Here is a 25,687-nt window from a genome sequence, read left to right on the forward strand (position 1 = left end):
CTATCATAGACTATAGATTATTAAAATAATGAGGTAAGAAGATGCAAGAAAAATGGTGGCACAATGCCGTAGTCTATCAAGTTTATCCTAAGAGTTTTATGGATAGCAACGGAGATGGAATTGGTGATTTGCCAGGTATTACTAGTAAGTTGGACTATCTAGCCAAGTTAGGAATCACAGCGATTTGGCTTTCTCCGGTTTATGACAGCCCTATGGACGATAATGGCTACGATATTGCTGATTATCAAGCGATTGCAGCTATTTTCGGAACTATGGAGGACATGGACCAACTGATTGCGGAAGCCAAGAAGCGTGATATTCGCATCATCATGGACTTGGTGGTCAATCATACCTCGGATGAGCATGCTTGGTTTGTCGAGGCCTGTGAAAATCCTGACAGTCCTGAACGTGACTACTATATCTGGCGAGATGAGCCCAATGATTTGGAGTCTATCTTTAGCGGTTCTGCTTGGGAATACGATGAAAAGTCAGGTCAATACTATCTCCACTTTTTCAGCAAGAAACAGCCTGATCTCAACTGGGAGAATGAAAAACTGCGCCAGAAAATTTACGAGATGATGAACTTCTGGATTGATAAGGGCATTGGCGGTTTCCGTATGGATGTCATTGACATGATTGGGAAAATTCCTGACGACAAGGTAGTCAATAATGGTCCTATGCTCCATCCCTATCTCAAGGAAATGAATCAAGCGACCTTTGGAGATAAGGATCTCTTGACAGTGGGGGAAACTTGGGGAGCAACACCAGATATTGCCAAGCTCTACTCTGATCCAAAAGGACAAGAATTGTCTATGGTCTTCCAGTTTGAACATATTTGTCTTCAGTATCAGGAAGGTCAACCTAAATGGCACTATCAAAAAGAGCTAAACATCGCTAAGTTAAAAGAGATTTTCAACAAATGGCAGACAGAGTTAGGAGTTGAGGACGGTTGGAATTCCCTCTTCTGGAATAATCATGACCTTCCTCGCATCGTCTCTATCTGGGGAAATGACCAAGAATACCGTGAAAAATCTGCCAAAGCTTTTGCGATTTTGCTTCATTTGATGAGAGGAACACCTTATATCTACCAAGGTGAGGAGATTGGGATGACCAACTATCCGTTTGAGACGCTTGACCAAGTAGAAGATATTGAATCTCTCAACTATGCGCGTGAAGCTCTTGAAAAAGGCGTTCCGATGGAAGAAATAATGGACAGTATCCGTGTTATTGGACGTGACAATGCCCGTACTCCGATGCAATGGGATGAGAGCAAAAATGCTGGTTTCTCGACAGGTCAACCTTGGTTGGCAGTCAATCCAAACTATCAAGCAATCAACGTTCAAGAAGCTCTGGCAAATCCAGATTCAATTTTCTATACCTATCAGAAGTTGGTTCAAATCCGTAAGGAGAATAGCTGGCTGATTCGAGCTGACTTTGAACTCTTGGAAACAACTGACAAGGTCTTCGCCTATATCCGTAAAGATGGGGGCCGTCGTTTCCTAGTTGTGGCTAACTTGTCCAATGAAGAGCAAGACTTGACCGTAGAAGGAAACGTCAAATCGGTCTTGATTGAAAACACCCTAGCTCAAGAAATCTTTGAAAAACAAATCTTGGCTCCATGGGATGCTTTCTGTGTGGAAATGACTGACTAAAAAGTTAGAACCTTAAGCTTTTAGAGCTTGAGGTTTTTTACTAAATATTTTGTAGAAAACACTTTAAAAAATATTTGTTAGAATTTTCTAACAAATTGCACCAAAGTTCTTGTATTTATAAAAAAATAAGGTATAATAGTGAAAATACTATTTTGAAGGAGATTATTTATGCAATCGAAAAAGTGGCTCTTAGGAGCAGGAGTGATCTTGAGCACAGCCATTCTTTTAACAGCTTGTGGGAAAAGTGAAAAGAATGCAGATGCTCCCAAAACATTCTCTTATGTTTATGCAGTTGATCCATCATCCTTGGATTATAGCGTTACAAGTAAAAGTTCAACTTCTGACGTAATAGGTAATGTCGTCGACGGTCTTTTAGAGAATGATAAATATGGGAATCTTGTTCCGTCTTTAGCAGAGGATTGGACTGTTTCAACCGATGGTTTGACTTACACTTACAAACTTCGTAAGGGGGTGAAGTGGTATACTTCTGAAGGAGAGGAGTATGCAGAAGTTAAGGCGCAGGATTTTGTTACAGGTCTGAAGCATGCAGCAGATGCTAAGTCAGATGGTCTTTCTTTGATTGAAAAATCAATCAAAGGTTTGGAGGCTTATGTTAGTGGTGAGACCAATGATTTTTCAACTGTAGGTGTTAAAGCTCTTGATGATTATACGGTAGAATATACCCTTAATAAACCAGAAAGTTTTTGGAACTCTAAAGTAACAACAGCAACCATGCTCCCTGTAAATGAAGAATTTTTGAATGCAACAGGCAAGGATTACGGAGCGCCAACCCCATCAAGTATTCTTTACAATGGTCCATATTTTTTGAAATCTTTGATTTCTAAATCTGTGATTGAATATGAAAAAAATCCTAACTATTGGGATAAGGAAAATGTCAAGATTGATAATGTAAAATTAACATTCTATGACGGATCAGATCAAGAATCCCTTATCCGTAGTTTCGCTACAGGAGCATATAATACAGCGAGACTTTTCCCAAATAGTTCAAGTTTTGCTTCTACCAAAGAGAAATATGGAGATCAGATTATTTATAGCCCTCAGGAAGCAACTAGTTATTACTTTACTTTTAACGTAAATCGTCAATCATATAATAAAACAGCCAAGACAGATGAAGGACAAAAGCTTTCTACAAAAGAAGCCATGCTGAATAAAAATTTCCGTCAAGCAATTAATTTTGCCTTCAATCGCCACGCCTATACAGCTCAATTAAACGGTGAAGAGGGTGCGGATAAGATTATTCGTAATAGTCTAGTGCCAGATAATTACGTTCAAGTAGCTGGGAAGACCTTCGGACAGTTGGCTCAGGATGAACTACTGAAATATGGAGAACAGTGGAAAGATGTGACTCTCACAGATGGTAAGGATACAATTTACAATCCAACAAAGGCCAAGTCTGCATTTGAAAAAGCGAAGTCAGAATTGCAAGCTAAGGGAGTGAGTTTCCCGATTCATCTAGATGTGCCAGTAGAACAGACAGATGTAGTTGCGGTGCAACAAACCAATTCGCTAAAACAATCAATTGAAGAAACGCTTGGAACGGAGAATGTGATTATAGATGTTCTTCAAATGACAGATAATGAGAAGGAAAGTATTACTTCTCAAGCTAAAGTTCCAACCCAAAAAGATTATGATTTGAACGGAACAGGTTGGGGACCAGATTACCAAGATCCAGCAACCTATCTCAATATTTTAGATGCTAAGAAGGGTTCTGCCTTGAAACATCTAGGTATAACAAAGGGCAAGGATCCTGAAGTTGTGGCAAAAGTTGGCTTGGATGAATACAAGAAGCTCTTGGATGATGCGGCTTCTGAGACAAGTAATCTTGATAAACGATACGAAAAGTATGCTAAAGCACAGGCTTGGGTTACTGATAGTTCACTTCTTATTCCAGTTGCTTCTTCAGGGGGCTCTCCTATGGTTAGTCGTACTGTTCCATTTACCAAAGCTTATTCACAGGTCGGTATTAAGGGGGATCCATTTATTTTTAAAGGAATGGAACTTCAAAATGATATTGTGACAACTAAAGAGTATGATGCGGCCTTCAAAAAGTGGCAAAAGGAAAAACTGGAATCGAATGCTCAGTATCAAAAGGATTTAGAAAAGCACATAAAATAACGTGAATGAGATTCTTGCTTTCGTTAGGTTATCAGTTAATTCATTGATATTTAAATGATAAATCGCATAAAAACAAGGGAGGACTGTATGAAAGACAGAAATCCTTTGTTTTTTTATGACTAAAGTTTATAAACTTTCATTCTAGAAATTCAATTAACTTTACAAATTCCCACTATTTTGGTAAAATAAACCTATGTTATAAAAACTAACATAAAGGAGAAAGAAGATGACTACAAAAAAGCGTATCCTTAGTGCAGGTCTGACTGTTGCAGCTGCCTTGCTGTTAACTGCTTGCGGACAATCAGGTTCAGATACAAAAACTTACTCATCAACCTTTAGTGGAAACCCAACTACATTTAACTACTTATTAGACTACTACGCTGATAATACAGCTATTATTACTAACCTAGTTGATGGTTTGCTTGAAAATGACAACCACGGAAACCTAGTTCCATCTTTGGCAGAGGACTGGTCTGTTTCAAGCGACGGTCTGACTTATACCTATAAACTGAGAAAAGATGCCAAATGGTTTACGGCTGACGGTGAAGAGTATGCCCCAGTCAAGGCACAAGATTTTGTGACAGGTATCAAATACGCAGTGGATAATAAATCCCAGGCCATTGACTTGATTCAAAACTCAATCAAGGGCTTGAATGATTATATTACAGGAGCGGATTCTGACTTTTCTAAGGTTGGAGTGAAAGCCATTGATGACCATACTGTTGAGTATACTTTGGCGCGCCCAGAACCTTACTGGAACTCAAAAACAACCAACAGTATTCTTTTCCCAGTGAATGAAGAGTTTCTAAACTCAAAAGGGAAAGATTTTGGTACCCTATCTCCAGATAGCATTCTCTACAGCGGACCTTATTTGTTAAAAGATTTCACATCAAAATCATCGATCGAGTATGTGAAAAATCCGCATTATTATGATCATGACAAAGTATCGATTGAACACGTAAAATTGGCCTATTTTGATGGTTCAGACCAAGAATTGACCATCCGTAACTTTGAAAGTGGAGCTTATTCAATCGCAGGTGTTTATCCAAATAGTTCTAACTTTGCTAAGACCAAGGAGAAATATAAGGATAATATCGTCTATAGCTTGCAGGACAAGACTTCTTGGTATTTCAATTTTAACGTCAACCGTAAGGCCTACAATCACACTGCTAAAACAACAGATGAGCAGAAGAAGTCAACTGAGACAGCTGTTTTGAACAAGAACTTCCGCCAAGCGGTGAACTTTGCCTTGGACCGCACAGCCTATTCTGCTCAGTCAAATGGGGAAGAAGCGGCTAGCAAGACCCTTCGTAACACCCTAGTACCTCCTACATTTGTCCAAGTTGGAGACAAGACTTTTGGAGAAGTAGTCGCTTCTAAATTGGTCAACTATGGCACAGAATGGTCAGGTATTAACTTGGCAGATGCTCAGGATGCCTATTTTAACAAAGAAAAAGCCCAAGCAAAATTTGCGGAAGCTAAAAAAGAATTGGCAAGTCAAGGTGTGACTTTCCCTATTCACTTGGATGTAGCTGTTGATCAAACAAGTAAAAATGCTGTGACAGGCATGAACTCAGTTAAGCAGACCCTTGAGTCAGTTTTAGGTGCTGATAACATTGTCATTGATGTTCAGCAACTTTCAACAGATGATTTTAATAACGTAGCCTTCTTAGCACCAACACCAGCTGATCGAGACTATGATTTGAGCTTTGATGGTTGGGTAGGTGACTATCAGGATCCATCAACTTATCTCAATCCTTTCAATGCAGAGGATGGATTCTACCTCAAAATTTTTGGTCTAGATGCTCAAGAAGATAAAGCTAAGATTGCTAGCTTGGGGCTTGATACTTACACCAAGATGCTCAAAGATGCAGATAGTGAAAATAAAGATGTAGCAAAACGCTATGAAAAATATGCTGAAGCACAGGCTTGGATGATTGACAATTCTCTGATTATGTCAGCCATGTCAAGTGGTGGAACAGCATCTGTAACCAAAGTAACGCCATTTACAAGAGGGTACTCAATGGTCGGTATCAAGGGTGATGGCAATAACTACAAGTATATGAAACTGCAAAAAGATACTGTGACAATCAAACAGTTTGAAGAAGCTAAGACTAAATGGGAGCAAGAAAGTAAAAAAGCAATCGAAAAAGCTCAAAAAGAAGCAGAAAATCATGTCAAATAGATGAGCGAGGTTCCGTAAGGGACCTTGTTTTGATGTTTATATAGTAAATTTATTGATGTAATTGGTTGCAAGTCAAAAAGAATGTTTCGGAAAGAAGATGAAAATGCCTTACCTAAGCGGATTTACCCCGCAAGTGTATTTTTTTATGATATAATAAAATGAAATAAAAATTGATAATAGAGGTATATCGTGAGTAGATCTTCGAAGCGAGCTCGTAAGGGTAAAACAAAAATATTGATTAGTTGGGGGTTGCTAGCTATCTATGCATTACTAGCAGTCTTTTTATTGTTTTTGATTTTCAAGTATAATATGCTAGCCTTCCGATATCTCAATATAGTGGTTGCTGTCTTAATTGTAGCCTTAGCCATCTTGTGCTTCTTTTTAATTCGGTCTAAGAAAGCTAAAAATCTAACGCTGATTTTATTACTGCTTGGTGTGTTAATCAATGGAACTTCTCTCTTTGCTGTAGGGCAGTTCATTGGATTTACCAGTCGCCTGAATGCGACATCGAACTACTCACATTATTCGATGAGTATTGCGGTATTAGCAGATAGTTCAATTGATAATATCAGTCAGGTAACCAGTGTAACGGGGCCGACTGGGACGGATAAGGATAATATCCAACAGTTGATGAATGATCTTAAGGCTAGTCAAAATAAGGAATTGACAGTCGAAGAAAGCAGATCCTATCTTGCGGCCTATAAGAGCTTGTTAGCTGGCGATACAAAGGCAATCATTCTAAACAGTGTCTTTGAAAACATTATTGAATCAGAATATCCTGACTATGCTTCAAAAATTAAGAAAATCTATACCAAAGAATTAACCAAGACGGTTGAAACTCCAAAAGATGTCAAGGGTGACAGTTTCAATGTTTATATCAGTGGAATTGATACTTACGGTCCAATCAGTTCGGTTTCTCGTTCGGATGTCAATATCATTATGACAGTTAATCGTGAAACGAAAAAGATTCTCTTGACAACGACACCTCGTGATTCCTATGTTCCAATTGCAGATGGTGGTAACAACCAAAAAGATAAGTTGACCCATGCGGGGATTTATGGAGTAGATGCTTCCATTCATACCCTGGAAAATCTCTACGGTATTGACTTGAACTATTACGCTCGTTTGAATTTCACTTCTTTCTTGAAATTAATAGATCTTCTCGGTGGAGTTGATGTTCATAATGATCAAGAATTTACTGCTCATACAAATGGGAAGTTCTATCCTGTAGGGAATGTTCATCTTGACTCGGAGCAAGCTCTTAGCTTTGTACGTGAGCGTTATTCATTGGCAGATGGAGACCGAGATCGTGGTCGTAACCAGCAAAAAGTCATTGTTGCAATTCTGCAAAAGTTAACTTCGACAGAAGCTTTGAAAAATTATGACAGTATTATAAAGGGGCTACAAGATTCCGTGCAAACCAATATGCCACTTGAAACCATGATGAACCTGGCCAATGCCCAACTTGAGAGTGGTGGAACTTATAAGATTAATTCGCAAGATCTTAAAGGAACAGGGCGTATGGATTTGCCATCCTATGCCATGCCTGATAGCAACCTTTACATGATGGAGATAAGTGATAGCAGTTTAGAGTCAGTCAAGGCTGCAATCAATGATGTGATGGAAGGAAAATAAGACAAAATGATTGATATTCATTCGCATATCGTATTTAGTGTGGATGATGGTTTAAAATCTAAGCAAGAAAGCAAGGTCCTTTTGACAGAAGCCTATGGACAAGAAGTACGGATTTAAGATGTAAAATATACAATTGTATCATCTATTAAAGTTATCCATCTTGTACAATTGCTACAACAGCTTGTTAAAAAATAAAAGGAGGGGGTTATGTACGATTATCTTGTCGTTGGTGCTGGTCTTTTTGGTGCAGTTTTTGCCCATGAAGCAGCCTTAAAAGGAAAAAAAGTAAAAGTCATTGAAAAACGGGATCATATCGCGGGTAATATCTATACTCGTGAAGAGGAAGGAATTCAAGTTCATCAATATGGAGCTCATATCTTCCATACTTCTGATAAGGAGATTTGGGATTATGTAAATCAGTTTGCAGAGTTTAACCGTTACACAAACTCTCCAGTTGCAAATTATAAGGGAGAGATTTATAATCTTCCTTTTAATATGAATACCTTCAATAAACTTTGGGGAGTTGTGACGCCAGCAGAAGCACAGGCTAAGATTGATGAGCAACGTGCTGTTTTAAATGGCAAAACTCCTGAAAATTTGGAAGAACAGGCTATTTCTCTTGTAGGTACAGACATCTACGAAAAATTAATCAAAGACTATACAGAGAAACAGTGGGGCAAGCCAACTACAGAACTTCCAGCCTTTATCATTCGCCGTTTGCCAGTACGCCTGACCTACGATAACAACTATTTTAATGATACCTATCAAGGGATTCCAATTGGTGGTTACACTCAAATAGTTGAAAAAATGTTGGATCATGAAAACATTGATGTAGAAACAAATGTTGATTTCTTTGCCAATAAAGAACAATATATGAAGGACTTCCCTAAGATCGTCTTTACTGGTATGATTGATGAATTCTTTGACTATAAGTTGGGTGAACTAGAGTATCGTAGTCTTCGTTTTGAAAATGAGACCTTGGATATGGAAAATTACCAAGGAAATGCAGTTGTGAACTATACAGATGCAGAAACTCCATATACACGTATTATTGAACACAAACATTTTGAGTTTGGGAATCAAGAAAAGACTATCGTTACTAAGGAACATTCTAAAACATGGGAAAAAGGTGATGAGCCTTATTATCCAGTTAATAATGATCGTAATAATCATTTGTATAAATCATATAAAAAATTGGCTGATGAGCAAGGGAATGTTATCTTTGGTGGTCGTTTAGGACACTATCGTTATTACGATATGCACCAAGTAATTGGAGCAGCTTTACAGTGTGTAAGAAATGAGTTAGATTAAACACCTAGAACTATTACCAGTTGCTATTTAGAAATGTGATTGATAATTCCTTGACTACCTAATGTAGTTGAGGTATTTTTGATATTATTCATATTTTTGCAAACCTATTGTTTAAAAAATAATTTTCAAAAATTCAGAAAATTGTATTGACAGGAGTTGAAAAAGGGGCTATAATGAATAAAAAAATAAAGGAGAATACTATGAAAACAAGGAAAGTATTGGCTCTTGCGGGAGTAACTTTATTAGCAGCAGGTGTCTTAGCTGCCTGTGCTGGTGGTTCAGCTACTAAAAAAGGTGAGCAGACCTTTGCATTTACATACGAGACACATCCAGATAATCTCAACTATTTGACAACTGGTAAGGCAGCAACTGCCGACATTACTAGTAATGTGATTGATGGATTGCTTGAAAATGATAAATACGGGAACCTTATTCCTTCATTGGCAGAAGACTGGTCGGTTTCTAAAGATGGCTTGACTTATACTTATAAGATTCGTCAGGATGCCAAGTGGTATACATCTGAAGGGGAAGAATATGCTCCTGTTAAGGCTCAGGACTTTGTGACAGGTCTTAAATATGCAACAGATAAGAAAGCAGAAGCCCTTTACTTGGTACAGGATTCAATCAAAGGTCTGGATGCCTATGCAAAAGGTGAAATCACAGATTTTGCTCAAGTCGGGATTAAAGCGCTTGACGATCAAACAGTCCAATACACGTTGAACAAACCTGAAAGTTTTTGGAATTCTAAAACGACCATGGGTGTTCTTGCGCCAGTCAATGAAGAGTTTTTGAATTCAAAAGGGGATGATTTTGCCAAAGCTACGGATCCAGGTAGTCTCTTGTATAATGGTCCTTATTTGTTGAAATCCATTGTGACCAAATCTTCTGTTGAATTTGCGAAAAATCCTAACTACTGGGATAAAGACAATGTGCATATTGACAAAGTTAAATTGTCATTCTGGGATGGTCAAGATACTAGTAAACCTGCAGAAAACTTTAAAGATGGTAGCCTTACAGCAGCTCGTCTCTATCCAACAAGTGCAAGTTTCGCAGAGCTTGAGAAAGAGATGAAGGATAATATTGTCTATACTCAACAAGACTCTACTACGTATCTAGTGGGAACAAATATTGATCGTCAGTCCTATAAATATACTTCTAAGACTAGTGACGAACAAAAGACTTCTACTAAAAAGGCTCTCTTAAATAAGGATTTCCGCCAAGCTATTGCCTTTGGTTTTGACCGTACAGCTTATGCCTCTCAGCTAAATGGAGAAACTGGAGCAAGCAAAATCTTGCGCAATCTCTTTGTTCCACCAACATTTGTTCAAGCAGATGGGAAAAACTTTGGCGATATGGTCAAAGAAAAATTGGTGACTTATGGGGATGAATGGAAGGATGTTAATCTTGCCGATGCACAGGATGGCCTTTACAATCCAGAGAAAGCCAAGGCTGAATTTGCTAAAGCTAAATCAGCCTTACAAGCAGAAGGAGTCCAATTCCCAATTCACCTAGATATGCCTGTTGACCAAACAGCAACTACAAAAGTTCAGCGCGTGCAATCTATGAAACAATCCTTGGAAGCGACTTTAGGAACTGATAATGTCATTATTGATATTCAACAACTACAAAAAGATGAAGTAAACAATATTACATATTTTGCTGAAAATGCTGCTGGCGAAGACTGGGATTTATCAGATAATGTCGGTTGGGGTCCAGACTTTGCCGATCCATCAACTTACCTTGACATCATCAAACCATCTGTAGGAGAAAGTACTAAAACATATTTAGGATTTGACTCAGGGAAAGATAATGTAGCTGCTAAAAAAGTAGGTCTATATGACTACGAGAAATTGGTTACTGAAGCTGGTGATGAGTCTATAGATGTTGCTAAACGATATGATAAATACGCTGCAGCTCAAGCTTGGTTGACAGATAGTGCTTTGATTATTCCAACTACATCTCGTACAGGGCGTCCAATCTTGTCTAAGATGGTACCATTTACAATACCATTTGCATTGTCAGGAAACAAAGGAACAAGTGAACCACTCTTGTATAAATACCTTGAACTTCAAGACAAGGCAGTCACTGCAGATGAATACCAAAAAGCCCAAGATAAATGGATGAAAGAAAAAGAAGAGTCCAATAAAAAAGCGCAAGAAGAGCTCGCAAAACATGTGAAATAAGATAAAAAGAAGTTAGTTGTTCGCTAACTTCTTTTGGTTTATCGAAAATGAATTGGTGCCGGTCACCGCTTTTAGATATGACAGATCCTATTTTGTTGAAGAAAAAATCCTGAGCCTTTATTCTCAGGATTTTCTTTTATCTTACTGTTGTGGTTGCTGTTGAACTGGTGGATTTTGTGGCGTTGGTTGTACTGGTTGTGTTTGCTGAACAGTCTGACCAGCTTGTCCTTGATTAGGATCGGTTGCTGGAGCATTATTGGGTTGTTGACCTACCGTAGTACTTGCCTGTGTAGTTGAACTTTCAGCTGTTGAGGATTGTTGAGTAGAGGGTTCAGTCCATATTGGGCGAGCTCCATTTTTGAATACAAATTCCCCGTTTCTGAAAAGTCCGTCTGGCATCGTCCAGTCTTCTGGATGAGTATCTTCTGATAGATACGTTATCATTGAGCGATAAACTTTAGCTGCAACTAGGAAACCATCTCCAACGATAGGAGTTAAACGATTCGAATAACCTGTCCATACAGCCATAGAATACTTACGAGTATAACCAACAAACATTTCATCTGGAGCTACATAGCCAGTGTTCTTGATGTGTTTTTCAATTTCATCATCTGTGTAGTTAGAAGTACCTGTTTTACCAGCTTGCGCTAACCATGGGAGATAGGCTCCACGACCAGTTCCGTATGCCAAGACAGTTTTCATCATTTCGGTCATCATGTAAGCAGTTGTTTCTTTCATAGCTCGTGTACCAGCATCTGAAAATTCTTTTTCACTACCGTCACTGAAGACGACCTTATTGATATACATGGGTTTGTGGTAAATACCACCGTTTGCAAAAGCAGCATAGGCTGCAGCCATTTTTTCACTACTTGCTCCGTATTGTTTATTAGATTCTGTTGTATTACTTGAAATGGCGTTTGCATAGTGGATGCTTGGATAATCGATACCTAAGCCATTTAGGAAGGTTTTCGCTCTATCTAAACCAACCTTATTTAGGGTTTCAACAGCTGTGACATTGCGTGACTGTTGAAGTGCATACTGGATTGTAATATTTCCAAAGTAGCCTTTATCCCAGTTGTAGACGGGAGTATCAGTACCTGGATAGTTATAAGGAACATCATGTACTATAGTTGCAGTAGAGTCATAGACTCCATATTCTAAAGCGGGAGCATAGTCAGTGATTGGTTTCATAGTAGAACCCCAGTCACGGTTGGTTTCAACGGCTTGGTTGATTCCGAAAGATACATTACTTGATTGGTGACGGGCACCTAACTGAGCAATGACTTTACCATTTGTTACATCAACGATAGTAGAAGCTACTTGAAGTTCATCATCTGGATAAGCGACATACTCATCTGTGTTATAAACATCCCAAAGTCGCTGCTGAACATCTTTGTCGACATTAGTATAGACTTCCATACCTGTGGTAAGAAGGTTGTAACCAGTTTCTTGTTCAACTTGGTCGATTACTTCTTTGAGGTAGTTGTCCATATAAGCTGGATAACTATTGGCTGACTTCAAACTTTGGAGACCGTCAGTGACGGGAGTATTAATAGCTTTTTCATAATCTTCTGCACTAATGTATTTTTGCCCTTTCATTTCTGAAAGTACCAAGTTACGACGCTCTAGAGCAGCTTCTGGATGGGAATAAGGATCATATTGGTTTGGCGCTTGAGGCATTCCAGCCAAGAGTGCTAACTGTGGCAAGCTTAAGTCCTTCAAGTCTTTTCCATAGTAATTTTGGGCTGCGGTTTGCATTCCATAGTTACCGTTGGACATGTAGACTTTATTGATGTAATAGGTCAGGATTTCTTGCTTGGTTGCTTTTTGCTCTAGTTGAACGGCTAGCCAAGCTTCTTGAGCTTTACGTGACAAGGTTTGATCAGCAGTTGAAGTAGAAAAATAAGTCAATTTAATTAATTGTTGTGTCAAGGTTGAGGCACCTTGTAGACCTCCTCCTTGTAGATTTCTCAATGCTGCCCCCATGATACGAATAGTATCAACACCTCTATGGTCAAAGAAACGGTGGTCTTCGATAGACACAATTGCCTTGACTAAGTCAGTAGGAATTTCATTTGCTTGAGCATTTACGCGACGTTCAGATCCAAGGTCAGCAATCAGTTCGTTTTTGTTGTCATAAATCTTGCTAGAAGTTGTCGCAACTAATTTACTTTCAGATAAGGCTGGAGCCTTGTTAACAAAGTAGAGGAAGACACCACCACCTAATAGAAATAATGCGATAAATAAGGTAAGGAATGTGATTCCAATATACTTTAAGAATCGCAGAATAGTTTGTTTATTCATCTTGTTTTACCACCTAGTAAATGTTCTTTGATAATATCGAGATAGGGAATTTGAGGGAAAGCTCCTTGCTTTACTAAATATCCGTATTCTTGAATATATCCAAGTGGCATTGATTTTTGCCCCTTATCTTGATGATAAAAGCGAATCAAATCAAGTGCCGGCAACAAATAAGTTTCTTGTTGAGAGGAAAAATGAAGCAGTACGAAGCAAATGCCCTGCTGTTCTAGAACTTGTTCCATATGTTGAATCTGGTGAAGATGGAAGTTCTTCATTGGAATAGCATTCTTTTGTCGTGTTTCCTTGGCCTCAAAGTCAATGTAATGTCCTCTATACACGCCAGAGTAATCTGTTGTGGAAGCTTGTCTAAAATAGGCTTCTACAATTTTGGCTCGACTACGTTGAGGATAGTCTACTCGAACGATCTGAACAGGCGTTGGCTTTTTATGGATAACTGCCATACCATGCGTCAGATAGTAGTCGTTTGTAGCGTTGATCATCTTTTCAAAAGTCATTCCTCGATTTGCGAAATTTTTTGGTTGAGAAATGGATGTTTGGCTTTTTTTCGATGAAATTTTATGAGGATAGTTGACCATATTTCTCCTTATTGGTACAATAACATCACTCTATTATACCATAAAAATAGAAAGAAAGGTGTAAAAATGACTACAGCTTTAATTATGGGATATTCTAATTTTGACTTGGGTTTGTTTAATGAAAAAGATATCAGGTTAAAAATTATAAAGAAAGCCATTCGCCGTGATTTAGAAAGTTTAGCAGAAGAAGGGATTAAATGGCTGGTCTTTACAGGGAACTTGGGATTTGAATCTTGGGTGTTTGATGTCGCAAATGAAATGAAAGACGAATATGATTTTAGCCTAGCCACCATTTTTGATTTTGAAACGCACGGGGAAAATTGGAATGAAGGAAATCAGATGAAACTGAGTCGCTTTAAGCAGGTAGACTTTGTCAAATATGCCTATCCCAAATATGAACATACAGGGCAACTGCGTGATTACCAAAAATTTTTACTGGAAAATACTGATTTAGCTTATTTTTTCTATGACCCAGAAAATGAGACCAAATTAAAATTTATAGACAATTTGATGAAAAATCAGGAAGGTTATCGCATAAAAAGGTTAACGTTTGAAGACTTAAATGAGCTAGCAGAAAATTTTTCTGAAAAGTAAGGCTTTGACCTTGATTTTTGTTTGCCTTTTTTTATATAATAATACTATTAGAAACCGAGAATGGAGAGAGAGATGGCAAGTATTATTTTTTCAGCAAAAGATATTTTTGAGCAAGAGTTTGGACGTGAAGTTCGTGGATATAGTAAGGTTGAAGTTGATGAATTTTTGGACGATGTCATCAAGGACTATGAAACTTATGCTGCCTTAGTCAAGTCTCTCCGTCAAGAAATTGCAGAGTTGAAGGAAGAATTGTCTCGCAAACCTGAATCTGCACCGGTTCAAGCAGAACCACTTGAAATGACAGCAACAACTTCTATGACGAATTTTGATATTTTAAAACGTTTGAATCGTCTTGAGAAAGAAGTATTTGGGAAACAAATTTTGGATAACTCTGATTTATAAGAGCTTATTTGAAAAGTGCAATTTTTGGATAATCGCGTGAGGAGAATTTCTTTTCATGAGGAAAGTCCATGCTAGCACAGGCTGTGATGCCTGTAGTGTTTGTGCTAGGCGAAACCATAAGCCTAGGGACGAGAAATCGTTACGGCAGTTGAAATGGCTAAGTCTTTGGATAGGCCAGAGTAGGCTTGAAAGTGCCACAGTGACGGAGTCTTTCTGGAAACAGAGAGAGTGGAACGCGGTAAACCCCTCAAGCTAGCAACCCAAATTTTGGTCGGGGCATGGAGTACACGGAAACGAACGTAGTACTCTGACTGCTATCAGCTGTAAGCTGTTAGTGGTAGACAGATGATTATCGAAGGAAGTGGTCCTAGTCACTTCTGGAACAAAACATGGCTTATAGAAAATTGCATATAGGTTGGGGCTGAGAAAACTTTCTCAACCTCATTTTTTAAAGTGGACATATAGAAAGGTCTCATAAGACTGTAACATGAAAAAAGAATTTAATTTAATCGCTACTGCTGCAGCGGGTCTTGAGGCTGTCGTTGGTCGTGAAGTGCGAGAATTGGGCTACGATTGTCAGGTTGAAAACGGCCGTGTTCGTTTTCAAGGAGACGTGAGAGCCATTATCGAAACCAACCTCTGGCTTCGGGCAGCAGATCGTATCAAGATCATCGTAGGAACGTTCCCAGCTAAGACTTTTGAGGAGCTGTTTCAGGGAGTTTTCGCTCTAGATTGGGAAAATTATTTACCACTTGGAGCTCGATTTCCGATTTCAAAAGCCAAATGTGTGAAATCTAAACTACACAATGAACCAAGTGTACAGGCTATTTCAAAGAAGGCTGTTGTTAAAAAGTTGCAAAAACACTATGCCCGTCCAGAAGGTGTTCCTCTTATGGAGAATGGTCCTGAGTTTAAGATTGAGGTCTCTATTCTGAAAGATGTGGTAACTGTCATGATTGATACGACAGGCTCCAGTCTCTTTAAACGTGGCTATCGTACCGAAAAAGGTGGTGCTCCTATCAAGGAAAATATGGCGGCAGCCATTTTGCAACTCTCTAACTGGTATCCAGATAAGCCATTGATTGATCCAACCTGTGGTTCAGGAACTTTCTGTATCGAGGCAGTTATGATTGCCAGAAAGATGGCTCCAGGGCTTCGTCGCTCCTTTGCTTTTGAGGAATGGAACTGGATTAGCGATCGCTTGATCCAAGAAGTGCGCACAGAGGCGGCTAAGAAAGTGGATCGTGAGCTGGAACTGGATATCATGGGATGTGATATCGATGCACGTATGGTGGAAATTGCTAAGGCCAATGCTCAGGCAGCAGGGGTTGCAGGAGATATTACCTTTAAGCAGATGCGCGTGCAGGATTTGCGTTCTGATAAAATAAATGGAGTGATTATCTCTAACCCACCTTATGGTGAACGCTTGTCAGATGATGCAGGGGTTACCAAGCTTTATGCTGAGATGGGTCAAGTATTTGCTCCTCTGAAAACGTGGAGCAAGTTTATCTTAACCAGTGATGAAGCCTTTGAGACCAAGTACGGTAGTCAGGCGGATAAGAAACGTAAGTTGTACAATGGAACCCTGAAAGTTGATTTATATCAATATTTTGGTCAGCGTATTAAACGTCAGGAAGTAAAGTAGAAAGGAAAACTCATGAGCAAGAAAAGACGGAATCGTCATAAAGCAGAACACCAAGAAGCGCAATTTGATTTTGATGATGCTAAAGAGCTAACAGTTGGAGAAGCCATGCGAAAAAATGAAGAGGTGGAAGCAGGTGTGTTGCCTGGAGATTCTATCTTGGACAAGTATGTGAAACAACATAAAGATGAAATTGAGGCAGATAAGTTTGCGACTCGCCAATACAAAAAAGAGGAGTTAATCGAAACACAGAGTCTGGATGACTTGATTCAAGAGGTGCGTGAAGCTGTAGAGGAGTCAGAAGCCTATTCAGAGGAAGTTCTATCGTCTGAAGCTATCTTACCTCCACTGCCTCTGGACGATGAGGATAAAGACTGGGATCCTATAGTACTAGAGGATGAAAATTCAGCAGAAATGACTGGGGAAGTGGAAGAGGAGAAAAAACTTTCTCGTCTGGATCAAGAGGACCCAGAAAAGAAAAGTAAAAAAGGTTTTGTTTTGACCGCTTTGGCGCTCGTATCAGTGGTTATCTGTGTCAGTGCTTATTATGTCTATCGTCAAGTGACCCGTTCGACCAAGGAAATCCAGACTTCTCAATCAACTACAAATACGCAGTCAGATGTAGAAGAATTCAATAATTTATATGATGGCTTCTATACAGATAGCAATAAAACTGCTTTGAAAAATAGTCAGTTTGATAAACTGAGTCAACTTAAGACCTTGCTTGATAAGCTGGAAGGTAGTCGTGAACATACCCTTGCCAAATCTAAGTATGATAGTCTAGCAACGCAAATCAAGGCCATTCAAGATGTCAATGCACAATTTGAAAAACCAGCTATTGTGGATGGTGTCTTGGATACCAATGCTAAAGTCAAATCGGATGCTAAATTTACAGATATTAAAACTGGAAATACGGAGCTTGATAAAGTTCTAGATAAGGCTATCAGTCTTGGTAAGAGCCAGCAAACAAGTGCTTCAAGCTCAAGTTCAAGTGAAACTAGCAGCTCAAGTTCTCGTCAAGCAAGTGAAAATACTGCTAGTGAAACAAGCCCAAGTAGTTCAAATACGGCATCAACTGAAACTAGAAGTACCCGCAGTGAAGTCAATATGGGTGTATCAAGTGCAGGAGTTGCTGTTCAAAGAAGTGCGAGTCGTGTTTCTTATAACCAATCAGCTATTGATGATAGCAATAACTCTGCCTGGGATTTCGCGGATGGTGTTTTGGAACAAATTTTAGCGACTTCACGCTCACGTGGTTATATCACTGGTAACCAATATATCCTTGAGCGTGTTAATATCGTTAATGGCAATGGTTATTACAACCTCTACAAACCAGATGGAACCTATCTCTTTACCCTTAACTGTAAGACAGGATACTTTGTTGGAAATGGTTCTGGACATGCGGATGACTTGGACTACTAAGCAGTCGTTACAAAATTCTTTCTTTTCAAAAGTAAAAATGATAAAATAAAACAAATTAAACAAGAGGAGTGTCAAATGACAAAAGCTAACTTTGGTGTTGTTGGTATGGCCGTAATGGGTCGTAACCTTGCCCTTAATATTGAATCTCGTGGTTACACAGTTGCTATTTACAACCGTAGTAAAGAAAAAACTGAAGATGTAATTGCTTGCCATCCTGAAAAGAACTTTGTACCAAGCTATGACGTTGAAAGTTTTGTAAACTCAATCGAAAAACCTCGTCGTATCATGCTCATGGTTCAAGCTGGACCTGGTACAGATGCTACAATTCAAGCCCTTCTTCCACACCTTGACAAAGGTGATATCTTGATCGACGGAGGAAACACTTTCTACAAAGATACCATCCGTCGTAATGAAGAATTGGCAAACTCAGGTATCAACTTTATCGGTACTGGAGTTTCTGGTGGTGAAAAAGGTGCCCTTGAAGGTCCTTCTATCATGCCTGGTGGACAAAAAGAAGCCTACGAATTGGTTGCGGATGTTCTTGAAGAAATCTCAGCTAAAGCACCAGAAGATGGCAAACCATGTGTGACTTACATCGGTCCTGATGGAGCTGGTCACTATGTGAAGATGGTCCACAACGGTATCGAGTATGGTGACATGCAATTGATCGCAGAAAGCTATGACTTGATGCAACACTTGCTAGGCCTTTCTGCAGAAGATATGGCTGAAATCTTTACTGAGTGGAACAAGGGTGAATTGGACAGCTACTTAATCGAAATCACAGCTGATATCTTGAGCCGTAAAGACGATGAAGGTCAAGATGGACCAATCGTAGACTACATCCTTGATGCTGCAGGTAACAAGGGAACTGGTAAATGGACTAGCCAATCATCACTTGACCTTGGTGTGCCATTGTCACTAATCACTGAGTCAGTATTTGCACGTTACATTTCAACTTACAAAGAAGAACGTGTGCATGCAAGCAAGGTTCTTCCAAAACCAGCTGCCTTCAAATTTGAAGGAGACAAGGCTGAGTTGATTGAAAAAATCCGTCAAGCCCTTTACTTCTCAAAAATCATTTCATACGCACAAGGTTTTGCTCAATTGCGTGTAGCTTCTAAAGAAAATAACTGGAACTTGCCATTTGCAGACATCGCATCTATCTGGCGTGATGGCTGTATCATCCGTTCTCGTTTCTTGCAAAAGATTACAGATGCTTACAATCGTGATGCAGACCTTGCTAACCTTCTTTTGGATGAGTACTTCTTGGATGTCACTGCTAAGTACCAACAAGCAGTGCGTGATATCGTAGCTCTTGCTGTTCAAGCTGGTGTACCAGTACCAACCTTCTCAGCAGCTATTACTTACTTTGATAGCTACCGTTCAGCTGACCTTCCAGCTAACTTGATCCAAGCGCAACGTGACTACTTTGGTGCCCACACTTACCAACGTAAAGACAAAGAAGGAACATTCCACTACTCTTGGTATGACGAAAAATAAGTAGGTCTGCCATGGGGAAACGGATTTTATTACTTGAGAAAGAACGAAATCTAGCTCATTTTTTAAGTTTGGAACTCCAAAAAGAGCAATACCGAGTTGATCAGGTTGAGGAGGGGCAAGAAGCCCTCTCCATGGCTCTTCAGACAGACTATGACTTGATTTTATTGAATGCTCGTCTGGGGGATATGACAGCCCAGGATTTTGCAGACAAGCTGAGTCGAACTAAGCCAGCCTCAGTCATCATGGTCTTGGACCATCGCGAAGAATTGCAAGATCAGATTGAAACAATCCAACGCTTTGCTGTTTCTTACATCTATAAGCCGGTTATTATTGACAATTTGGTGGCTCGTATTTCAGCGATTTTCCGAGGTCGGGACTTTATCGATCAACACTGTAGTCAGATGAAGGTTCCAACGTCTTACCGCAATCTGCGTATGGATGTAGAACATCATACCGTTTATCGTGGCGAGGAGATGATTGCTCTGACGCGTCGTGAGTATGACCTTTTGGCTACTCTTATGGGAAGCAAGAAAGTTCTGACTCGTGAGCAGTTATTGGAAAGTGTCTGGAAGTATGAAAGTGCGACCGAAACAAATATCGTGGATGTCTATATCCGTTATCTACGTAGCAAGCTTGATGTAAAAGGTCAAAAAAGCTATATTAAAACCGTTCGTGGTGTCGGTTACACCATGCAAGAATAGAAAAGCAGTTGCAGTTGTGTAACTGCTTTTTATGTGATTTCTTTATATATTGACATAAAATTTTGTATTTGCTACAATCAGTTATGGAGGATACGTCTAATGAAAACAGTAAAAAAATTGATGCAAATTGCATTAGCAGTCTTTTTCTTCGGTTTGCTAGCGACAAGTGCAGTATTGGCGGATGATGCTGATTCAGAAGGTTGGAAATTTGTCCAAGAGAATGGTAGAACCTACTACAAGAAGGGTGACATCAAAGAAACGGACTGGCGAGTGATTGATGGCAAGACCTATTATTTTGATTATAATGGTGAAATGGTTGTTGGTTGGCAATACATTCCAATGCCAGTTAAAGGATATACAATTGGTCCTTACCCTAATGGCATAAGATTAGAAGGTTCCCCAATGCCAGAATGGTACTACTTTGACAAAAATGGAGTGCTACAAGAGTTTGTTGGTTGGCAACAATTAGAGCTAAAAGATTCCTTAACCGTTGGGAAAAAACATGGTGAAGGCTGGGAAGGTCCCGAAGTTCTTAAATTAGCATACTACTACTTTGATCAAGATCATTCTTTAAAGACAGGTTGGCTTTATGATCAATCTAACTGGTATTACCTAGCAAAAACAGGAAATTCTGGGAATAAGAATCTTGGTGGTGAGAAACGTTCTGGTTGGATTCAAGATGCTTCAACTTGGTACTATCTAGATTCAGAAACTGGTATCATGCAAACTGGTTGGAAGCAAATTGGCAATAAGTGGTACTACCTCCGTTCATCAGGAGCTATGACAACTGGCTGGTATCAGGAAGGCTCAACTTGGTACTATTTAGATGCTGAAAATGGCGATATGAAAACAGGCTGGCAATATCTTGGTAACAAATGGTACTATCTCCGTTCATCAGGAGCTATGGCAACTGGTTGGGTGAAAGATGGTTCAACTTGGTACTATTTAGATGCTGAAAATGGCGATATGAGAACAGGCTGGCAATATCTTGGTAACAAGTGGTACTACCTTCGTTCATCAGGAGCCATGGCGACGGGTTGGTATCAGGAAGGCTCAACTTGGTATTATTTAGACCAGTCAAATGGTGATATGAAAACTGGCTGGCAATACCTTGGTAACAAGTGGTACTATCTCCGTTCATCAGGAGCTATGGCAACTGGTTGGTATCAAGATGGTTCAACTTGGTACTACCTAAGTGCAGATAATGGAGATATGAAGACGGGTTGGTTCCAGGTTAATGGCAAATGGTACTACGCTTATAGCTCAGGTGCTTTGGCAGTGAATACGACAGTAGATGGCTATTCTGTCAACTATAATGGCGAATGGGTTCAATAATGAAAGAGGCGATTGTGAAGGAAACAATCGCTTTTTTTGTGAAAATATAATAAAATAGATAGGAGAGAATAAATACTTGTAGGAAAAAATAATACTCTTCGAAAATCAAATTCAAACCACGTCAGCGTCGCCTTACCGTACTCAAGTACAGCCTGCGGCTAGCTTCCTAGTTTGCTTTTTGATTTTCATTGAGTATGAGACGACTTTTTCGTCTAGTAAAAGGAAAATATGATAAAAAAAGTTGGTGTCGGTCAGGCACATAGTAAGATAATTTTAATAGGGGAGCATGCGGTCGTTTACGGTTATCCTGCCATTTCTCTGCCTCTTTTGGAGGTGGAGGTGACTTGTAAGGTGGTTCCTGCAGCGAGTCCTTGGCGCCTCTATGAGGAGGATACCTTGTCCATGGCAGTTTATGCTTCGCTGGAGTATTTGGATATCAAAGAAGCCTGCATTCGCTGTGAGATTGACTCGGCTATTCCTGAAAAACGGGGAATGGGTTCGTCAGCTGCTATCAGCATAGCAGCTATTCGTGCGGTTTTTGACTACTATCAGGCCGACCTGCCTCATGATGTATTGGAAATCTTGGTCAATCGGGCGGAGATGATTGCCCATATGAATCCTAGTGGTTTGGATGCTAAGACCTGTTTAAGTGACCAACTTATTCGCTTTATCAAGAACGTAGGATTTACAGAGCTTGAGATGGATCTATCTGCCTATTTGGTAATTGCTGATACGGGCGTTTATGGTCACACTCGTGAAGCCATCCAAGTGGTTCAAAGTAAGGGGAAGGATGCCCTACCGTTTTTGCATGCCTTAGGGGAATTGACTCAACAAGCAGAAGATGCGATTTCACAAAAAGATGCTGAAGGATTGGGACAAATCCTCAGTCAAGCGCATTTACATTTAAAAGAAATTGGTGTCAGTAGCCCTGAGGCGGACTCTTTGGTTGAAACGGCTCTGAGCCATGGTGCTCTGGGTTCCAAGATGAGCGGTGGTGGGCTAGGAGGCTGTATCATAGCCTTAGCAGCCGATTTGACACAAGCTCAAAAATTAGCAGAAAGATTAGAAGAGAAAGGAGCTGTTCAGACATGGATCGAGAGCCTGTAACAGTACGTTCTTACGCAAATATTGCTATTATCAAATATTGGGGAAAGAAAAAAGAAAAAGAGATGGTTCCTGCTACTAGTAGTATATCTCTGACTTTGGAAAATATGTATACAGAGACGACTTTGTCGCCGCTACCGATGGATGCTACTGCTGATGCCTTTTATATCAATGGTCAGCTACAAAATGAGGCGGAGCATGCCAAGATGAGCAAGATTATTGACCGTTACCGTCCAGCTGGTGAGGGTTTTGTTCGTATTGATACTCAAAATAATATGCCTACGGCAGCGGGCCTATCTTCAAGCTCTAGTGGTTTGTCCGCCTTGGTCAAGGCTTGTAATGCTTATTTCAAGCTTGGTTTGGATAGAAGTCAGTTAGCACAGGAGGCTAAGTTTGCCTCAGGATCTTCTTCTCGGAGTTTTTATGGACCGCTAGGTGCCTGGGATAAGGATAGTGGGGAGATTTACCCTGTAGAGACAGACTTGAAACTAGCTATGATGATGTTGGTGCTAGAGGACAAGAAAAAACCAATCTCCAGTCGTGATGGGATGAAACTTTGTGTGGAAACATCGACGACCTTTGATGACTGGGTGCGTCAGTCTGAGAAAGACTATCAGGATATGCTGGTTTATCTCAAGGAAAATGACTTTGCCAAGGTTGGGGAATTGACTGAGAAAAATGCCCTGGCTATGCACGCTACGACCAAAACAGCATCACCAGCCTTTTCTTATCTGACGGATGCATCTTATGAAGCTATGGACTTTGTCCGCCAGCTTCGTCAGCAAGGAGAAGCTTGCTACTTTACCATGGATGCTGGTCCCAATGTTAAGGTCCTTTGTCAGGAGAAAGATTTGGAGCATTTGTCAGAAATCTTCGGTCAACGTTATCGCTTGATTGTGTCAAAAACAAAGGATTTGAGCCAAGATGATTGCTGTTAAAACTTGTGGAAAACTCTATTGGGCAGGTGAATATGCTATTTTAGAGCCAGGGCAGTTAGCCTTGATAAAGGATATTCCCATCTATATGAAGGGCGAGATTGCTTTTTCTGAGAACTATCGTATCTACTCAGACATGTTTGATTTCGTAGTGGACTTGACGCCAAATCCTGCCTACAGCTTGATTCAAGAAACAATTGCTCTAGTGGAAGATTTCCTGACTTATCGAGGTCAAACTTTAAGACCTTTTTCTCTAGAAATCCGTGGCAAAATGGAACGAGAAGGCAAAAAGTTTGGTCTGGGTTCTAGCGGTAGTGTCGTTATCTTGGTGATCAAGGCCTTGTTGGCTCTATATGATATTACGGTTGATCAGGAACTCTTGTTCAAGCTGGCTAGCGCTGTCTTGCTCAAGCGAGGAGACAATGGTTCCATGGGAGACCTTGCCTGTATTGTGGCAGAGGATTTGGTTCTCTACCGGTCATTTGATCGCCAAAAGGTGGCAACTTGGTTGGAAGAAGAAAACTTGGCGACAGTTTTGGAGCATGATTGGAGCTTTTCAATTTCACACGTACAACCTGCCCTAGAATGTGATTTCCTAGTGGGCTGGACCAAGGAAGTAGCTGTGTCTAGTAACATGGTTCAGCAAATCAAGCAAAATATCAATCAGAATTTTTTAACTTCCTCAAAAGCAACGGTGACTGCTTTGGTAGAAGCTTTAGAACAAGGAAAAGCAGAAAAAATTATCGAGCAAGTAGCAGTAGCCAGTCAACTTTTAGAAGGCTTGAGCGCAGATATTTACACTCCATCGCTTAGACAGCTGAAAGAAGCCAGCCAAGATTTGCAGGCTGTTGCCAAGAGTAGCGGTGCAGGTGGTGGTGACTGTGGGATTGCCTTGAGTTTTGATGTGCAGTCAACTGAAACCTTAAAAAATCGTTGGGCCGATCTGGGGATTGAGCTCTTATACCAAGAAAGGATAGGACATGACGACAAATCGTAAGGACGAGCATATCCGCTATGCCCTTGAGCAGAAAAGTTCCTATAATAGCTTTGATGAGGTGGAGTTGATTCATTCTTCCTTGCCTCTTTACGATCTGGATGAAATCGATCTGTCGACAGAATTTGCTGGTCGAAAGTGGGATTTTCCTTTTTATATCAATGCCATGACAGGTGGAAGCGATAAGGGAAGAGAAATAAATCAAAAGCTGGCTCAGGTGGCGGAAGCCTGTGGGATTTTATTTGTAACGGGCTCTTATAGTGCGGCTCTCAAAGATCCATCAGATGCCTCTTTTTCTGTCAAGTCTAGCCATCCAAATCTCCTTCTTGGAACCAATATTGGATTAGACAAGCCTGTTGAGTTGGGACTTCGGACTGTAGAAGAGATGAATCCTCTTCTCTTGCAAGTGCATGTCAATGTTATGCAGGAATTACTCATGCCTGAGGGAGAAAGGAAGTTCAGATGCTGGCAATCGCATCTAGCAGACTATAGCAAGCAAATCCCCGTTCCTATTGTCTTAAAGGAAGTCGGCTTTGGGATGGATGTGAAGACCATCGAAAGAGCCTATGAATTGGGCGTTCGAACCTTTGACCTGTCAGGTCGTGGTGGTACCAGCTTTGCCTATATTGAAAACCGTCGCAGTGGTCAGCGTGATTATCTCAATCAATGGGGCCAGTCCACCATGCAAGCCCTTATCAATGCCCAAGACTGGAAAGACAAGGTCGAACTCTTGGTTAGTGGGGGGATTCGTAATCCGCTGGATATGATTAAGTGCTTGGTATTTGGAGCCAAGGCTGTGGGATTGTCTCGAACCGTTCTGGAATTGGTTGAAACCTATTCAGTTGAAGAAGTAATCGGCATTATCCAAGGCTGGAAAGCAGATCTACGCTTGATCATGTGTGCCCTTAATTGTGCCACCATAGCAGATTTGCAAAAAGTAGACTATCTTCTTTATGGAAAATTAAAAGAAGCAAAGGATCAGATGAAAAAGGCGTAACCACCGCCTTTTTTTCCATCCTCAGACTGAGGTGACTTTTTTGAATTGTGATAAAATAGAAG

The 25,687-nt window shown here is 40.1% G+C and carries 19 protein-coding genes, 1 other RNA gene and 1 pseudogene; 19 read left to right on the forward strand and 2 right to left on the reverse strand.

Annotation, left to right across the window (positions count from 1 at the left end):
- The first annotated feature begins 41 nt into the window (after positions 1 to 41).
- From RYK12_RS05485 to RYK12_RS05515, 7 genes and pseudogenes are all read left to right on the forward strand, one after another.
- On the forward strand, positions 42 to 1,652 hold the full coding sequence (locus RYK12_RS05485) for an alpha-glucosidase (protein WP_314847549.1): 1,611 nt from the start codon (positions 42 to 44) through the stop codon (positions 1,650 to 1,652).
- 168 nt (positions 1,653 to 1,820) lie between these two features.
- Positions 1,821 to 3,788, forward strand: coding sequence for a peptide ABC transporter substrate-binding protein (locus tag RYK12_RS05490; RefSeq protein WP_314847551.1), 1,968 nt, complete (start codon positions 1,821 to 1,823; stop codon positions 3,786 to 3,788).
- 226 nt (positions 3,789 to 4,014) lie between these two features.
- Positions 4,015 to 5,973, forward strand: a complete 1,959-nt coding sequence (locus tag RYK12_RS05495) for a peptide ABC transporter substrate-binding protein (protein ID WP_049544887.1) — start codon at positions 4,015 to 4,017, stop codon at positions 5,971 to 5,973.
- A gap of 189 nt (positions 5,974 to 6,162) precedes the next feature.
- Positions 6,163 to 7,608, forward strand: coding sequence for an LCP family protein (locus RYK12_RS05500; RefSeq protein ID WP_084923649.1), 1,446 nt, complete (start codon positions 6,163 to 6,165; stop codon positions 7,606 to 7,608).
- Positions 7,609 to 7,614: 6 nt separating this feature from the next.
- Positions 7,615 to 7,719: pseudogene (locus tag RYK12_RS05505) on the forward strand (CpsB/CapC family capsule biosynthesis tyrosine phosphatase); the annotation flags it as partial.
- Between the two features lie 96 nt (positions 7,720 to 7,815).
- Entirely contained in the window at positions 7,816 to 8,919 is a 1,104-nt protein-coding gene (gene glf, locus RYK12_RS05510; protein WP_084888136.1) for a UDP-galactopyranose mutase, read from the forward strand.
- Between the two features lie 200 nt (positions 8,920 to 9,119).
- A complete protein-coding gene (locus RYK12_RS05515; RefSeq protein WP_261009152.1) occupies positions 9,120 to 11,102 on the forward strand; it encodes a peptide ABC transporter substrate-binding protein in 1,983 nt (660 codons plus the stop codon).
- Positions 11,103 to 11,243: 141 nt separating this feature from the next.
- Here RYK12_RS05515 and pbp1a read toward each other — a convergent pair whose 3' ends face one another.
- Together pbp1a and recU are read right to left on the reverse strand one after the other, a co-directional pair.
- Positions 11,244 to 13,406, reverse strand: a complete 2,163-nt coding sequence (pbp1a, locus tag RYK12_RS05520; RefSeq protein ID WP_150922793.1) for a penicillin-binding protein PBP1A — start codon at positions 13,404 to 13,406, stop codon at positions 11,244 to 11,246.
- Complete coding sequence (gene recU / locus RYK12_RS05525; protein WP_314847561.1) at positions 13,403 to 13,999, reverse strand: Holliday junction resolvase RecU; 597 nt, start codon at positions 13,997 to 13,999, stop codon at positions 13,403 to 13,405. The genes pbp1a and recU overlap by 4 nt, the downstream gene beginning before the upstream one ends.
- A 66-nt stretch (positions 14,000 to 14,065) precedes the next feature.
- On the opposite strand from recU, the gene RYK12_RS05530 reads away from it, so the two are divergent.
- The 12 genes from RYK12_RS05530 to fni all read left to right on the forward strand — a co-directional run bounded on the left by RYK12_RS05530 (position 14,066) and on the right by fni (position 25,625).
- A complete protein-coding gene (locus RYK12_RS05530) occupies positions 14,066 to 14,593 on the forward strand; it encodes an SLOG family protein (RefSeq protein ID WP_314847564.1) in 528 nt (175 codons plus the stop codon).
- Between the two features lie 72 nt (positions 14,594 to 14,665).
- The gene (gene gpsB / locus RYK12_RS05535) at positions 14,666 to 14,995 is read left to right on the forward strand and encodes a cell division regulator GpsB (protein ID WP_000146534.1); all 330 of its coding nucleotides are present in this window, start codon (positions 14,666 to 14,668) and stop codon (positions 14,993 to 14,995) included.
- Positions 14,996 to 15,015: 20 nt separating this feature from the next.
- Positions 15,016 to 15,397: RNase P RNA component class B (rnpB, locus tag RYK12_RS05540), an RNA gene on the forward strand.
- An 85-nt stretch (positions 15,398 to 15,482) separates the two neighbouring features.
- Positions 15,483 to 16,640, forward strand: a complete 1,158-nt coding sequence (locus tag RYK12_RS05545; RefSeq protein WP_314847566.1) for a class I SAM-dependent RNA methyltransferase — start codon at positions 15,483 to 15,485, stop codon at positions 16,638 to 16,640.
- Positions 16,641 to 16,652: 12 nt separating this feature from the next.
- Positions 16,653 to 18,059: a cell division site-positioning protein MapZ family protein gene (locus tag RYK12_RS05550; RefSeq protein WP_314847568.1), complete on the forward strand. Its 1,407-nt coding sequence runs from the start codon at positions 16,653 to 16,655 to the stop codon at positions 18,057 to 18,059.
- A 75-nt stretch (positions 18,060 to 18,134) separates the two neighbouring features.
- Positions 18,135 to 19,559: an NADP-dependent phosphogluconate dehydrogenase gene (gene gndA, locus RYK12_RS05555; RefSeq protein ID WP_000158778.1), complete on the forward strand. Its 1,425-nt coding sequence runs from the start codon at positions 18,135 to 18,137 to the stop codon at positions 19,557 to 19,559.
- Positions 19,560 to 19,570: 11 nt separating this feature from the next.
- Positions 19,571 to 20,260 (forward strand): response regulator transcription factor, encoded by a 690-nt coding sequence (locus RYK12_RS05560; protein WP_314847571.1) that lies wholly within the window; start codon positions 19,571 to 19,573, stop codon positions 20,258 to 20,260.
- Between the two features lie 99 nt (positions 20,261 to 20,359).
- On the forward strand, positions 20,360 to 21,595 hold the full coding sequence (locus RYK12_RS05565; RefSeq protein ID WP_399555438.1) for an N-acetylmuramoyl-L-alanine amidase family protein: 1,236 nt from the start codon (positions 20,360 to 20,362) through the stop codon (positions 21,593 to 21,595).
- Between the two features lie 228 nt (positions 21,596 to 21,823).
- Positions 21,824 to 22,702, forward strand: a complete 879-nt coding sequence (gene mvk / locus RYK12_RS05575) for a mevalonate kinase (protein WP_314847574.1) — start codon at positions 21,824 to 21,826, stop codon at positions 22,700 to 22,702.
- Positions 22,684 to 23,637: a diphosphomevalonate decarboxylase gene (gene mvaD / locus RYK12_RS05580; RefSeq protein ID WP_314847576.1), complete on the forward strand. Its 954-nt coding sequence runs from the start codon at positions 22,684 to 22,686 to the stop codon at positions 23,635 to 23,637. Before mvk ends, mvaD begins: the two co-directional genes overlap by 19 nt.
- Positions 23,624 to 24,631: a phosphomevalonate kinase gene (locus RYK12_RS05585; RefSeq protein ID WP_314847579.1), complete on the forward strand. Its 1,008-nt coding sequence runs from the start codon at positions 23,624 to 23,626 to the stop codon at positions 24,629 to 24,631. The genes mvaD and RYK12_RS05585 overlap by 14 nt, the downstream gene beginning before the upstream one ends.
- Positions 24,615 to 25,625 (forward strand): type 2 isopentenyl-diphosphate Delta-isomerase, encoded by a 1,011-nt coding sequence (gene fni / locus RYK12_RS05590; protein ID WP_314847581.1) that lies wholly within the window; start codon positions 24,615 to 24,617, stop codon positions 25,623 to 25,625. The genes RYK12_RS05585 and fni overlap by 17 nt, the downstream gene beginning before the upstream one ends.
- The last annotated feature ends 62 nt before the right edge of the window (positions 25,626 to 25,687 follow it).

Origin of the sequence: uncultured Streptococcus sp., assembly GCF_963518475.1 — a bacterium.
Classification (GTDB): Bacteria; Bacillota; Bacilli; order Lactobacillales; family Streptococcaceae; genus Streptococcus.